This is a genomic window from Stenotrophomonas sp. YJH_SMC_106-19 (assembly GCF_059368375.1).
The window spans coordinates 539,913-552,388 of the sequence record NZ_JCAFRQ010000002.1 but is presented as its reverse complement, the minus strand read 5'-3'; the positions used below and the strand labels follow the sequence as shown (position 1 = coordinate 552,388).

Here is a 12,476-nt window from a genome sequence, read left to right as displayed (position 1 = left end):
CGGTGATGACTGACCGCCCTTACAGGAACTACCGCTTCGGGATAGGCGTGTCGCTGGTGCTGGCGGCGTTCATCGCCACCCTTTCGCTCATCGCTGTGGCCACCCCCAATCTGGGTTGGGGCGTTGTGGCGCTGGCCACCCTGGCGATCTGGGTGGGCGTACCGTTGCTGCTGGTGCTTGTGCTGGCGTGGCTGCGCTACATGGTACGGGACCGTGGCCAGGTGCCCGGCCGCGTGCACGCCGTGATGTTCGTGCCCACCGCCGCAGCCATGCTCATCGTTCCGCTGTGGCAGTCCCTGCAGAACACCTGGGACAGCCTCGCCGGCGGCTCGCGTGCCGCCATCGCGGAACTGCACGTCAATCTCAGCGGGCAGCCGCTGTGGCTGGACACCTCGTCGTATGCATCCACCGGCTCTGGCGCTGGGCCGGACCTGCCCATGCAGAGCGACACGCCCGAACGTTTCATCGCCTTCCACCGCTACCCCAACGCGCAGTCCGATGCAGACAGGGCATTCCCGTATGAAGGCGGACGCCTGAAGCGCTCGGTGGACCACTACCGCTACGCCACGCCCTCCGGAGATCGTGCCGTCACCGACGTGCCCTTGCTGCGCCACCCCTATCCGGACCTTGCGCCCTTCAACGCGTCATGGAGGCGCCCGGGCACGCCGGAACTGGTGCACCTCTATTACCACTACCGCGATCATGTGGAGGTCGCGCCCGCGCTCGCACGCCTCAGCGGCACTACCGCAGATGATCTGGAGCGCAGCCGCTTCGAAGGCCTGGTGCTGTTCAAGGTCCACAACTACGGCGGCGCGCCCATCGTGCGGATGGAGGTCAATGGCATCGCACTGGACATCGGAGACGGCGCCATCGCCAGCATCCGGACGCCGCCCGCGGACTGCACCGCGTACGGCTACCCGGACGGCGCCGCGCTGCTTCCGCTCGATCAGCCCCTGCAGGTCCGCTGGCAGACCAGCAGCGAGCCGATGCGCTGGCACAGCGCCCGCGTGCAGGTACCGGCGTTCCGCACGCCGCAGCCCATGGAGGGCCAGTCAACCCTGCAGCGCGTGCTGCTGTATGTGCTGCCTGATGACGCGCTGGCCGCCGAACGCTACGCGGAAATATTCGACCGCGATACGCGGCGCGGCATCCGCGCTACTGGCCTGCCCGCGGCGGCCGCTGCGGTGGCCACCTGCGGCAGCGCCTACGCCACCTATGGCGAAGACGCGCCGCCGCCGCTGGCAGACTGAGCAGCGTCGCCGCGGCGCCTGTTCTCAGCGGCGGCCACGCATCCGCCAGCACTGTGCGATGAAACCGAGCACGAACACCACGAAACACCCCAGCAAGGTCTGCAGCACGACCGGAGCCATCGGCGCGGCCGCAATCGGATGTGCCACCGGGATGCGGGTCAGCGTTTCATTCACGCCCGGCACCAGCGACAGCAGGAAGCTGAACGACAACGCGAAGGTGGACAGATACCGCGCCGCCCGCCCCAGGAAGCGCAGGCGCGCGGCCAGCACGCCGCCGAAAGCAACCAGCAGCACGATCACGCCAAAGGCGTGGCCGGGATTGAGTCCGCCCGTGCTGGACACGGTGAACGAGGTTGCCACCGACAGCACCAGGCCCAGCAGGTAGAGCTTGCCGGCACGCGTGGCCGGATCGATGGCGCGGTGGCGGACGAAGCCATAGAGACCGGCCACGATGGGAAGCAGGCTGACGGCAGTGTGGATGACGCCGAGGGCGGACAGCGGGTGTGGCATGGGAGTGCTCCGTTGGGATTGAACAAACCTACTAGTAGGTAGGCATGGTGGACAAAAAGAAGACCCGCGTTGCCGCAGGCCTTCCGCATACAGTTCTCAGGAGGCGCTCACCCGCGCGATCGCCAGCCGCGCCAGGGCCGCGAAGGTGGCCGCATCGCCAAACCCCCGCGCCGCCAGCATCGCACCATGCACGGACGCCATGAACGCCTTGGCTTCGTCGTCCGCCGGGCCCTGCAGGCGCAGCTGCCCCTGCGCAGCGCCCTTCTGCAGGGTGCGGGTCAGCCACTCGGTCAGGTCCTCGAAGTGGCCGCGCACCTCCTCGGCAATCTCCACCGGGATCATCGGTGCTTCCGCGGCCAGCATCGCGCAGATGCAGAACGACGCCGTTCCGCCGGCAATGCAGCTGGACCAGTAATCGACATAGGCGTTGAGCTCCAGCAGCGGATCACCCAGCTGCCGGTCCAGCAGCGCCAGTCCCTCGCGTGCCTCGGCCCGGTACAGCACCACCACCGTGCGCACCAGATCGGCCTTGCTGGGGAAGTGGTGATGGATGCTGGCCTTGCTGATGTTCACCCGCGCGGACACGTCCGCGTAGCTGAAACCGTTGTAACCACCGGCTTCCAGCAGGGAACGGGCCTGTGCCAGGATCTCCAGCGCCTTCGTGGACAGCGACTCTTTCATGGGCGCAAACCTACTAGTAGGTAGATCGCCTGTCAACGGGCCGACCCGCGCCGTTCAGTGGGAAGACACATACAGCGCACCGGCTGGCGCGGGTGGCACCGCGAAGCTGCGCCGCATCCGCGCCACTTCCGCCGCCGGCGGCAGGCCGAACAGACGCTTGAACTCCCGGTTGAACTGCGACGGGCTGGCATACCCCACCGCCAGCGACGCCGCCTCGGCGGTCATCCCCTGGCGCAGCATCAGCAACCGCGCCTGGTGCAGGCGCGTGGACTTCACGTACTGCATGGGCGAGGTGCCGGTGATGTCACGGAAGTGATCGTGGAAGGTCGCCACGCTCATCCCCGCCTCCGCCGCCAGGCGTGCCACGTCCAGCGCCGTGGCATAGGCCACATGGATCTGCCGCAACGCCCGGCCGATGCTGCCGAAACGGCCGCGCATGGCCAGCGCCTCACGCATCGCAGCGCCCTGCGCGCCGGTCAGCACGCGGAAGTACACCTCGCGCACCAGCGCCGGGCCCAACACCGCCGCTTCCCGTGTGTCGCCCAGCGCATGCAGCAGCCGTATCACCGTGGCCTGCATCGGCGGGTCCATCGGGCTGGCCATCATGCTGCGCGCGTGTGTCTGCCCCGGCGCCTCATGCGCGTCCAGCGCAAGCAGCAGCTCCGCCGCCAGTTGCAGGTCCAGGTGCAGGTAGATCGCCAGCAACGGCGCCTCCGCCGACGCGTCGGTTTCCATGGTGAACGGCACCGGCACCGACACCGCCAGGTAGTGCTGCGCGTCGTACTGGTAGACCTGCCCGCCCAGGTAGCCGCGCTTGACGCCCTGGCAGACGATCACGATGCCCGGGTCGTACAGCACCGGCGTGCGCGCCAGCGGCCGGTTCGAGCGCAGCAGGCGTACGCCCGGCACGGCGGTGAGCGTGTAGCCCTCCTCCGGCGCCAACGCCTGCAGCAGCCCCACCATGCGCGCCTGCGCATCCTGCTGCACCGGATCATCGCCAGACCGCACCGCACACCTCAGAGGAATAGGCAAGATCGGCCGAAGCTTAGGCCTGTAGGGCATCCCCCACAAGCACTACTGTGCAAGCCCGCTTTCCATGAGGCCATCACCATGTCCCCCTCCCGTCTGCTGCTCATCACCGGCGTCAGCAGCGGCTTCGGCCGCGCCCTCGCCGAACAGGCCCTGCAGGCCGGCCACCGCGTGGTCGGTACCGTGCGCAACGAACCGGCCCGCCAGGCGTTTGAATCCCTCGCCCCCGGCCGCGCGTTCGGCCGCCTGCTGGACGTCACCGACCACGCCTCCATCGACGCGCTGGTCGATGCCATCGAAAGCGGCATCGGCGCCATCGACGTGCTGGTCAACAACGCCGGCTATGGCCACGAAGGCATCCTCGAGGAATCCACGCTGGACGAACTGCGCCACCAGTTCGAGGTCAACGTGTTCGGCCCCGCCGCGCTCATCAAGGCCGTGCTGCCGCATATGCGCGCGCGCCGCCGTGGCCACATCCTCAACATCACCTCGATGGGCGGCTTCATCACCCTGCCCGGCATCGCCTGGTACTGCGGCAGCAAGTTCGCACTGGAGGGCATCAGCGAGGTGCTGGGCCAGGAAGTGGCCGCGTTCGGCATCCACGTCACGGCCGTCGCGCCGGGATCGTTCCGCACCGACTGGGCCGGCCGTTCGATGGTGCGTGCACCGCGCAGCATTGAAGATTACGACGCCTTGTTCGACCCCATCCGCCGTACGCGCGAGGCCAAGAGCGGTCATCAGCTGGGCGATCCGGAAAAGGCGGCGCAGGCCATGCTGAAGATCATCGACGGCGACGCACCGCCCAGCCACCTGCTGCTGGGCAGCGATGCCGTGCAAAGTGTGCGTGACAAGCTGCAGGCCATGTCCAGCCGCATCGACCAGTGGGAGGCCGTGAGCCGATCCACCGACGGCGGTTGACATGCAGGTATTTACCTGCCTATTCTGTCCGCCATGGATGCAGACAAGGTGTTCAAGGCCCTGGCCGACCCCACGCGCAGGACGCTGCTGGACCTGCTCTGCGCAGACAACGGCCAGACGTTGGGCCAGCTGTGCGAACACTTGGACATGGCCCGGCAATCGGTCACCCAGCACCTGGGCCTGCTGGAAGACGCCAACCTCATCAGCACGGTGCGCCGTGGCCGCGAGAAGCTGCACTTCATCAACCCGGTGCCGCTGCATGACGTATACGAGCGCTGGGTACGCAAGTTCGAGCAGCAGCGCCTGAGCCTGCTGCATGACCTGAAACGAGAACTGGAAGGAGAATGACGATGTCCGCAGCGTCCACCCGCTTCATCCACGTGGTCTACATCGCTTCCACGCCACAGAAGGTGTTCGAGGCCATCACCCGGCCCGAGATCGCCCGCCGCTACTGGGGCCACGAGAACGTGTCGGACTGGAAACCCGGCTCGCGCTGGCAGCATGTGCGCGCCAACGACACGCGCTCGGTCGAGCTGGTCGGCGAAGTGGTGGAAAGCACCCCACCCTCGCGACTGGTCATCACCTGGGCCGCGGCCTCGCAGGCCGACAACCGGGACAGCTACAGCCGCGTCACCTTCGAGATCGTGCCCTACCAGGACATGGTGCGGCTGACCGTCACCCACGACGATCTGGAACCCGGCAGCGGCATGGATACCGGCATCCGCCAGGGCTGGCCGATCGTGCTGTCCAGCCTGAAATCGCTGCTGGAGACCGGCAAGGGCTTGGATGTGTTTGCGAAGCCGAGCTGACCGGTGGGGTGTCTGGCCGCAGTCACTTCAACGCCGGGTCGATGACCGGAAGCAACCCGAGATCCACCAGGCTCATCTCAACCTGGTTGGCCTGTTGCACGGCATGCGGGTCGGCAAGATCGAGTACGTCGGTGGCGAGGATGAGCGTGCCATTGCCCCGTCGCTCAAGCTTTGCCGCAGCAGGAACCTGATCACGGGTGAGCGCCTCATCCACGTATCCCATCCAGCCCAGGAACTCACGATGGGGAAACGGTGCTCGATGCAGGCTGTAAAGCAGTAGATCAGCACCCACACGCTGTTTCACGTTCGTCTGTATCAAACACACATCGGGCCGCTTGGACATCGCATCCAGAATCGTCCACAGCACGCGCGATGGCCGCTCGAAGACCACCTCCACATCGCTGATGCTGATCCGAATCGAGCCAAAGCTTGGAGAGATCGCCAGCCCAACCCGTCCGCGCGCCCTCCAGCTCGCCTCATCTCCCGCGTTCGTCAACAGCAGACCGGGAGCGCCGGCATGCCGCAGCTCTGGAAACTCTGCCTCGTCCGCTTCCATTCGGGCGACGATCCTTGATCGCTCTACAAATGACACGAAGTGGTCCTTCGGCCCTTTCGGCATGCCCCACCATTGCCGGAAATCAGGCGTCAGCTCTCCGAGATCCTCGATCAATGCAGCCGAATAAGCGTATGCCCCTGAGAGGGACAGCCTCTGTGGGACGAACTTCACGGTCAATGTAGCGATCATCTCAACGTGCACGATGAAACCAAGGCGGTGTCGGCGACACTCAAGCCCCATCAGGCGGTGCAGAGGCAACAGGCATGACGCCGCGACCTGCCAAACCAATGAAAGCAAAGGCAATTTATTCCGCGTTGGCTGAGCAGCCGACCGCCATACCAAGCGCATTGCGACATTCGGCTTAGACTGTATGTATTCACTACCCACTCCGCTCAGAACCTCCCACTTCCCCCCATGCACCCGCACCTGGAAAAGATCGGCGACACCACCTTCCTGCGCGTCCATGACCAAGGCCCCGTGCTGGATGCCAACGGCCTGCGCGACCTCGTCGGCGACGCGCTGGGTCGCCCTGCCGAGTGGATCGTGGTTCCGGTGCAGCGCCTCTCGCCGGACTTCTTCGATCTGCGTTCGGGCGTGGCCGGGCAATGGGTGCAGATGCTGGTGAACTACCGCCTGCGTTTTGCCGTGCTGGGGGATGTCAGCGTCCACCGGGCGCGCAGCGAATCACTGGATGCGTGGATCACCGAGAGCAATCGCGGCCACGAGGGCTGTTTCGTGGCCGACTGGGATGCGCTGCGGGCGCGGCTAGCGGCGCCGGCCCGCTAGCGCGCCGTCCAGCCCCCGTCCACCGGCAGCGCCGTGCCGGTCATCTGCGCCGCCGCGTCCGAGGCCAGAAAGACTACGGTCTGCCCCAGCTGCTCGGGGGTGACGAACTGCAACGAGGGCTGCTTTTCGGCCAGCAGCGCACGCGCGGCGGACTCCTGGTCGATGCCCTCGCGCTCGGCCAACGCGGTGATCTGCTGCTCCACCAGCGCCGTGCGAACCCACCCCGGGCAGATGGCATTGGCGGTGATGCCGGTGCCCGCATTCTCCAGCGCGGTCACCTTGGTGAAGCCCACCACGCCATGCTTGGCCGCCACATAGGCCGACTTGTTCACCGAGCCCACCAGCCCATGCGCCGACGCGATGTTGATGATGCGGCCGGCGCCCTGCTGCTTCATGTGGGGCAAGGCCGCCGCCGTGGCATGGAACACCGCCGAGAGATTCAGCGCCAGGATCGCGTCCCACTTCCCGACGGGAAATTCCTCGATCGATGCGGTGTGCTGGATGCCCGCGTTGTTCACCAGGATGTCGATACGCCCCATCCTCGCGACGGCGTTGGCGATCATGTTCCGTACGGCCTCGCCCTGGGACAGATCGGCCCCGTCATGCGCCACCCGCACACCGAACTCCGCTTCGAGGTTGGCGCGGAGGCTCTCGATCTGCGCCGCATCGCCGAAGCCGTTCAGCACGATGTCGGCGCCCTGTCGCGCCAGCGCCGTGGCGATGCCAAGGCCAATACCGCTGGTGGAACCGGTAACCACCGCGACCTTTCCGTTCAACATGGGCGAGCTTCCATCACGTGCAGGGGGCCAGTGTAGCTCCGCAACTGCACGCCACGCGTGGATGCGCCCCTCTCGGCAGGAATTCATATTGGCTCTATAGTCGGCGCCATCCACCCAAGGATGGCTCGATGAACCCCAGCAAGGCCCTGCTGCCGGCGGCCCTCGCCGCACTGCTCGCTCCTGCCCTCAGCCAAGCCGCATCGCCCGAGCAGCTGGCAACGCCGCTCACCACTGGCAGTGTGCGCCTGGATATCGCCAGTGGCCGCGTGGAGGGCGATGCATGCCTGTCCAATCGCCCCGCCGACGCACAGGGCCACTTCGTGCTCAATGCCGGTCTGAACGTCGCACGGGTCACCGATGACGAGGGCAAGCCGGTCGGGTTCGATGGCTGGTACGACCCGGGCGTGGATGGCGAGGCGCGCGTCTACACTCTGGCCGAGCCCACGGCCACGCTCTGCGTGCAGTACGTGGGCGCGTTCCCGCTGTACCCGAAGCACGATGCCATGGGCGACTTCAAAGGCATGATGGCCTTCAACGGCGACAGCGCCCGTTTTACCGAGCAGTCTGCATGGCTGCCTCAGGCGTTCGACCCCAAGGCCCGCGTGCGCGGCAGCGAAAGCCGCTACGACCTGCAGGTGGACTGCCGCGGCTGCCGCTTCCTGTACCTCAATGGCAGCCCCGCCATCGAAGGCACGCAGGGCCGCTTTCGCAGCGACAACGCGCGGCCCATCCTGCTGTTCGGTGGCAGCGGCCCGATCACCCACACCGCGCAGGTCACCCTCCTCAACGAGAGCCTGCCCACGCCCAAGGTCGACGCGCTGTCCCGCGTCGTGCAGCAGGTGGCCGACGCGCACGCGCGCTACATGGGCGTGCCGCTGGCCGACCGCCCCACCTTCCTGCGCATGGTCACGCTCAACCAGGCCGAGCGCGACCGCGACGGCAGCGAATGGGGCTTTGCCACCTGGCCGACCATCGCCATGAGCGGCAGCATCGGCAACGTGGCCGATTCGCTGCTGGCCGGCGGTGAACAGGCCGAACGGCGCGTGCAGTACATCGCGCACGAAATGGGCCACTACTACTTCGGCACGCTCAACCGGCCGCAGGGGCCGTACTACTGGGTGCTGCTGGAATCCAGCGCCGAATTCCTGTCGATCAAGGCGCTGCGTCAGATCAGTGGTGACGCTGCGGCGGACCACTATGTTGCAAGGTTGCAGGCCACCGTCGATGCGCTCGATACGCCGCTGCCGGCGCTTGACGCCGTCGATGGCCACTCGGACCTGGGCGAGATGTATCGCTACGTCTATGGTCCGTTGCTGCTACTTTCGCTGGAAAAGCAGGTGGGTGAGGCGAAGATGCAGGCCTTCATGCGCGGGCTGCTGGCCGCGCCTTCACCGAAAGACTGGGCGGAGCTGCAGGCCATTGCACTGAAGGCCAGTATCGATGCCGAGGCCTGGCAGCACTGGCAGGCCAGCTGTGTGGCAGGGGGCAGGCCGAGGTGCCAGTAGATCCGCACCATGTGTGGACGGCCCTACCCCAACGCCTCATCACTTCCAGTGATCCGGCCCCAGAAACGGCAGGCTCAACACAAACACCGGAACCGCCACAGGAATCAAAGCGGCACCCAGCACCTTGCCCGCCGCTGCCCCCACGCCCGGCGTGTCCTCCCGCTCCGGCAGGATACGCTCGGCGCGCGCGTTGATCGGCTGCGCCAGCGTAGCCTTCTCCGCCAGCGCCGCAGCGTCCGGCAACTGCACGCGTTCGCCATCGCCCTCGAACAACGCGCTGTAATAGCTGCCACCCTTCTTTGAAAGGTCGCAGGCGCGATCAAAAGCCAGCGAGTAACGGCTCCGCTCCAGCGGCAGGTAGTAGCGCGCGCGCTCATCGACCACCTTGGCTTCGCGCGGTGTGACGTCAATCCGCTCCAGCCTGAACTGCACCGCCTGTTGCGGCGTCACCTGCTCCGGCCGCAGCAGCAGCGCGTAGCTGCCATGCACCTTGGCCTTGTTGGCCGGGTCGCGCCAATCCTCGTGGAAGTACATCTGCGCGCACACCACCGCCTCGCGCAGCGGGCTGTCCATCAGGGCGCGGTAGTCACGGAACGGCGCCGCGTCGAAGCGCATCGGTTCGTCGTAGCGCGGCAGCAGGTACAGCTGCCCATCGTTGGCCACGAAGGCACCGGTAATCTCGCGGATCGAGGTGTGCTGCTCCGGGCCGCTGGCGCACCCGGACAGCAGGCCCAGGCACAGGGCGGAGAGAATGAAGAAGGACGTTCGCATGTCGTGTCGAGGGCTTCCCTGGCAAAGGGCCTCGCCAGAACGCGCGAGGCCAATCCGCCATGGTGCCACGCCGGCCATCACACGCCCAATCAACCGGCTTACTTCAGCCGTTCAAGCAGCCGCTGCCCCACTTCCAGCGCCGAGGCCGGGTTCTGGCCGGTAATCAGCTCGCGGTCCACCACCACATGGCCGGTCCACGGCGTGGTGTTGCTGCTGAACTTCGCACCCGCCCGCTGCAACGCGGTCTGCGGGTAGAACTTCATCTCGCCGCCGCCCAGCAGCGGCTTGGCCTGTTCTTCTTCCTGGTTGCTGATCACCGTCATCCGGTAGCCGCTGTAGATCCACTTCGGCGTGGCCGGCGTGGCCGGCGTCGCCCCCGCGTCCAGCTTCGCCACGAAACCATCGGCGTCCGACAGCGTGGACAGCAGCGCGATCGGCCCGTGGCAGACCAGCGCGGTGGTCTTGCTGCGCTGGTGGAAGTCGGCCAGCAGCCGGCCCAGCGCCGGGCTCTTCAGGAGGTCCTGCATCGGCGCGTGGCCACCGGGAATGTAGACCGCATCGAAGCGCGCGTAGCCCTGCTGCTCCACACGCGCCAGGCTGACCACCGGCGAGGCGGTCGGCGAGGTCAGCGCCAGTTTCTCCAGCAGGTCCTTGTGCAGGGCCAGCTGCGCGGCATCGTTGCCGAAGTACGCCGCCGTCACCGAGGACGCATCCACCGTCGGCGCCCGCCCCTGCGGCGTGGCGAAGGTCACCGCGTGGCCGGCGTCCAGCAGCAGCTTGACCGGCTGCATCAGCTCATTGAGATAGAAGCCGGTGGACAGCACCTTGCCGTCCTTCAGGTCCAGGTGGTTTTCGTCGGACAGCACCACCAGCACGTTGGCGGCGTGGGCACCGCTGGCGGCCAGGGTCAGGGCCAGCGCTGCGGCCAGCCGGGTCATCAGGTTCATGGGGAGCTCCTGTTCGGGGAATGGCGGCCACTTTATTCATCGCCCCAGCGGCGATAAATTGGCCCCATCGAAAAACATCTGTTCCCCGGAGAGCCAAATGAGCCGCAAGTTCGACTACCTGGGCGATGTGGAGGTGTTCCTGGCGGTGGTGGAGCACGGCTCGTTCACGGCGGGCGCAGTGGCGCTGTCCACCACGCCGTCGGTGCTGAGCCGCGCGGTCACCCGTCTGGAAGCGCGGCTGGGCCGGCAGCTGCTGCAGCGGACCACCCGCCGCGTGGGCCTGACCGACGCCGGGCGGCTCTATCGGGAACAGGTGCGCACGGCCTTTGGCCTGCTGGACGACGCCGAGCGCGACGTACTGGCCCAGGACGGCGCGCTGGCCGGCCGTGTGCGCCTGAGCGTGCCGACCACCTACGGCCACTACCGGCTGCCGCCCGTGCTGGCGCGCTTTGCGCAGCAGTACCCGCAGGTGCAGGTGGAGCTGAACATCACCAACCGCAACGTGGACCTGGTGGCCGAAGGCTTCGACCTGGCCATCCGCCTGGGCCAGCTGCCGGACAGCGGGCTGGTGGGGCGGAAGCTGGAAGACGCGCCGCTGCTGCTGGTGGCCGCGCCGGACTACCTGCAACGCCGTGGCACGCCGCAGACGCTGGACGACCTGTAGCAGCACCTGTGCCTGCCCTTCGTGATGCCGCGTACCGGGCGGCTGGCGCCGTGGATCTTCCGTGACGACGGGCGCGACGTGGACTGGCTGCCGCGTTCGTCCATCGAGACCTCCGACGATGTGCTGGGCGTGGTGTCGCTGGCCGAACAGGGCATCGGCATCTGCCAGAGCTATGAGTTCATCGTGCGCGAGCGGTTGCAGCGTGGGCAGCTGGTGGAGGTGCTGCCGCAGTTGCGGGGAAGGTCGCGGCCGTTCTCGGTGATCTATGCGCCGCATCGGCGGCAGTCGGCGGCGGCGCGGGCGATGATTGAGTTGTTGGTGGGGAATGCGGGCGCGGTTGAGGGCGGCGTCGCTTGAGGGTGCGATGCCTGCTGGCCGTGTCGTGATTGAACCGATTTTTGAGGTGCGCGGGTGATCGGGCAGCGTCGCCAGCCGATTTTGAGCCGAAAGGGATGTTAAGAAGGCTGTCGCGCTATTCGCTTGTGGCGTGGGCGATTGCGCCAGTTTGATTCGCAATCAGCAGGGTGACTGCGCGAATGCGTCTGGCGATGTCGCGTGCTGCACGAATGGCGCGTGCCACAATAGTTCTTCGCTCTCGATTCCTGCGATTTCTTCGGGAATTTCTATTGGCATTCGGAGCGACGGCGTAAACACCATGGCGCGCCACCGACAACGGGTGGCTACGGGTCTGCAAACCCGTGACGATTGCTGTGCCTGTTGTTTACGCTTGCCCGTCGGCACCGTACTTGAACGGTGCCGGCGGGCAATCCGTCGGCCTCTATGGCGGGCGGTGCGTGGGGGTCTTCGGACCCACCGGTCATGGCACTACTTCGTCCCGGTTTGCAGCCACGCATCGTCCGCCACCCCGCCTACGCGGTGGCGCTGTCAAACACAGCCAGGGAAACCGACGCCATGAACGATTCCGAGAACTTCTCCTCGTATACATCCGTTGAGCCCATCAACGACGACACCCCGCCGCCCGACCTCAACTCCCTCATTGGCATCCTCAAGCGTATCCGTCGCTGCGAAGGCGCGGATGGGTTGCCTTGGCCGGAGAACGATGTGTCGCCTGGACGGCGCGTCAGTCTGGCCAGGAGCGAGCGCGCGATGGTGGGGGCGCTGACGGTGCTGGAGGTGCTGCACGCCGCGGACCGCTGCCGGGTGGCTGCGGACCCGGAGCGGCATTTGGATGAGGGGGTGGTGGATGGGCTGTTTCTAGCGTGCCGGGGGTTGGTTGAGTGGGCTTGTCGGGAGGTTAGGCCGGAATGACT

14 protein-coding genes and 1 pseudogene are annotated in these 12,476 nt (G+C 66.7%); 8 read left to right on the top strand and 7 right to left on the bottom strand.

Annotation, left to right across the window (positions count from 1 at the left end; translation table 11 throughout):
* Positions 1–5 precede the first annotated feature (5 nt).
* Complete coding sequence (locus tag AC5P5M_RS10140; RefSeq protein WP_495205818.1) at positions 6–1,250, top strand: hypothetical protein; 1,245 nt, start codon at positions 6–8, stop codon at positions 1,248–1,250.
* A 24-nt stretch (positions 1,251–1,274) separates the two neighbouring features.
* Here AC5P5M_RS10140 and AC5P5M_RS10135 read toward each other — a convergent pair whose 3' ends face one another.
* From AC5P5M_RS10135 to AC5P5M_RS10125, 3 genes are all read right to left on the bottom strand, one after another.
* Entirely contained in the window at positions 1,275–1,760 is a 486-nt protein-coding gene (locus AC5P5M_RS10135; RefSeq protein WP_053517571.1) for a hypothetical protein, read from the bottom strand.
* Positions 1,761–1,856: 96 nt separating this feature from the next.
* Positions 1,857–2,441 (bottom strand): TetR/AcrR family transcriptional regulator, encoded by a 585-nt coding sequence (locus AC5P5M_RS10130; RefSeq protein ID WP_495205817.1) that lies wholly within the window; start codon positions 2,439–2,441, stop codon positions 1,857–1,859.
* Between the two features lie 54 nt (positions 2,442–2,495).
* Entirely contained in the window at positions 2,496–3,449 is a 954-nt protein-coding gene (locus AC5P5M_RS10125; RefSeq protein ID WP_231107720.1) for an AraC family transcriptional regulator, read from the bottom strand.
* A 102-nt stretch (positions 3,450–3,551) separates the two neighbouring features.
* Between AC5P5M_RS10125 and AC5P5M_RS10120 the strand changes: the two genes are divergently transcribed.
* The 3 genes from AC5P5M_RS10120 to AC5P5M_RS10110 are packed head-to-tail and all read left to right on the top strand — an operon-like array spanning position 3,552 to position 5,197.
* A complete protein-coding gene (locus AC5P5M_RS10120; RefSeq protein WP_495205816.1) occupies positions 3,552–4,388 on the top strand; it encodes an oxidoreductase in 837 nt (278 codons plus the stop codon).
* Between the two features lie 33 nt (positions 4,389–4,421).
* Positions 4,422–4,736 (top strand): ArsR/SmtB family transcription factor, encoded by a 315-nt coding sequence (locus AC5P5M_RS10115; protein ID WP_053517574.1) that lies wholly within the window; start codon positions 4,422–4,424, stop codon positions 4,734–4,736.
* 2 nt (positions 4,737–4,738) lie between these two features.
* The gene (locus AC5P5M_RS10110) at positions 4,739–5,197 is read left to right on the top strand and encodes an SRPBCC family protein (RefSeq protein WP_495205815.1); all 459 of its coding nucleotides are present in this window, start codon (positions 4,739–4,741) and stop codon (positions 5,195–5,197) included.
* A gap of 22 nt (positions 5,198–5,219) precedes the next feature.
* Here AC5P5M_RS10110 and AC5P5M_RS10105 read toward each other — a convergent pair whose 3' ends face one another.
* A complete protein-coding gene (locus tag AC5P5M_RS10105) occupies positions 5,220–6,101 on the bottom strand; it encodes a hypothetical protein (RefSeq protein WP_495205814.1) in 882 nt (293 codons plus the stop codon).
* 66 nt (positions 6,102–6,167) lie between these two features.
* Here AC5P5M_RS10105 and AC5P5M_RS10100 point away from each other — a divergent pair, with 66 nt between their 5' ends.
* Positions 6,168–6,539: a DUF4180 domain-containing protein gene (locus AC5P5M_RS10100; RefSeq protein ID WP_495205813.1), complete on the top strand. Its 372-nt coding sequence runs from the start codon at positions 6,168–6,170 to the stop codon at positions 6,537–6,539.
* On the opposite strand, the gene AC5P5M_RS10095 is transcribed toward AC5P5M_RS10100, so the two are convergent.
* Positions 6,536–7,318, bottom strand: coding sequence for a 3-hydroxybutyrate dehydrogenase (locus AC5P5M_RS10095; RefSeq protein WP_495205812.1), 783 nt, complete (start codon positions 7,316–7,318; stop codon positions 6,536–6,538). The two genes, AC5P5M_RS10100 and AC5P5M_RS10095, sit on opposite strands and share 4 nt — an antisense overlap.
* 128 nt (positions 7,319–7,446) lie before the next feature.
* Here AC5P5M_RS10095 and AC5P5M_RS10090 point away from each other — a divergent pair, with 128 nt between their 5' ends.
* A complete protein-coding gene (locus tag AC5P5M_RS10090) occupies positions 7,447–8,823 on the top strand; it encodes a M1 aminopeptidase family protein (RefSeq protein WP_495205811.1) in 1,377 nt (458 codons plus the stop codon).
* Positions 8,824–8,862: 39 nt separating this feature from the next.
* On the opposite strand, the gene AC5P5M_RS10085 is transcribed toward AC5P5M_RS10090, so the two are convergent.
* Entirely contained in the window at positions 8,863–9,594 is a 732-nt protein-coding gene (locus AC5P5M_RS10085; RefSeq protein WP_197571523.1) for a hypothetical protein, read from the bottom strand.
* Positions 9,595–9,692: 98 nt separating this feature from the next.
* Positions 9,693–10,541, bottom strand: a complete 849-nt coding sequence (locus AC5P5M_RS10080; protein ID WP_495205810.1) for a type 1 glutamine amidotransferase domain-containing protein — start codon at positions 10,539–10,541, stop codon at positions 9,693–9,695.
* A gap of 97 nt (positions 10,542–10,638) precedes the next feature.
* On the opposite strand from AC5P5M_RS10080, the pseudogene AC5P5M_RS10075 reads away from it, so the two are divergent.
* Both AC5P5M_RS10075 and AC5P5M_RS10070 read left to right on the top strand, forming a co-directional pair.
* Positions 10,639–11,562 (top strand): annotated as a pseudogene (locus AC5P5M_RS10075) (LysR family transcriptional regulator).
* A 555-nt stretch (positions 11,563–12,117) separates the two neighbouring features.
* A complete protein-coding gene (locus tag AC5P5M_RS10070) occupies positions 12,118–12,474 on the top strand; it encodes a hypothetical protein (RefSeq protein WP_065175061.1) in 357 nt (118 codons plus the stop codon).
* The last annotated feature ends 2 nt before the right edge of the window (positions 12,475–12,476 follow it).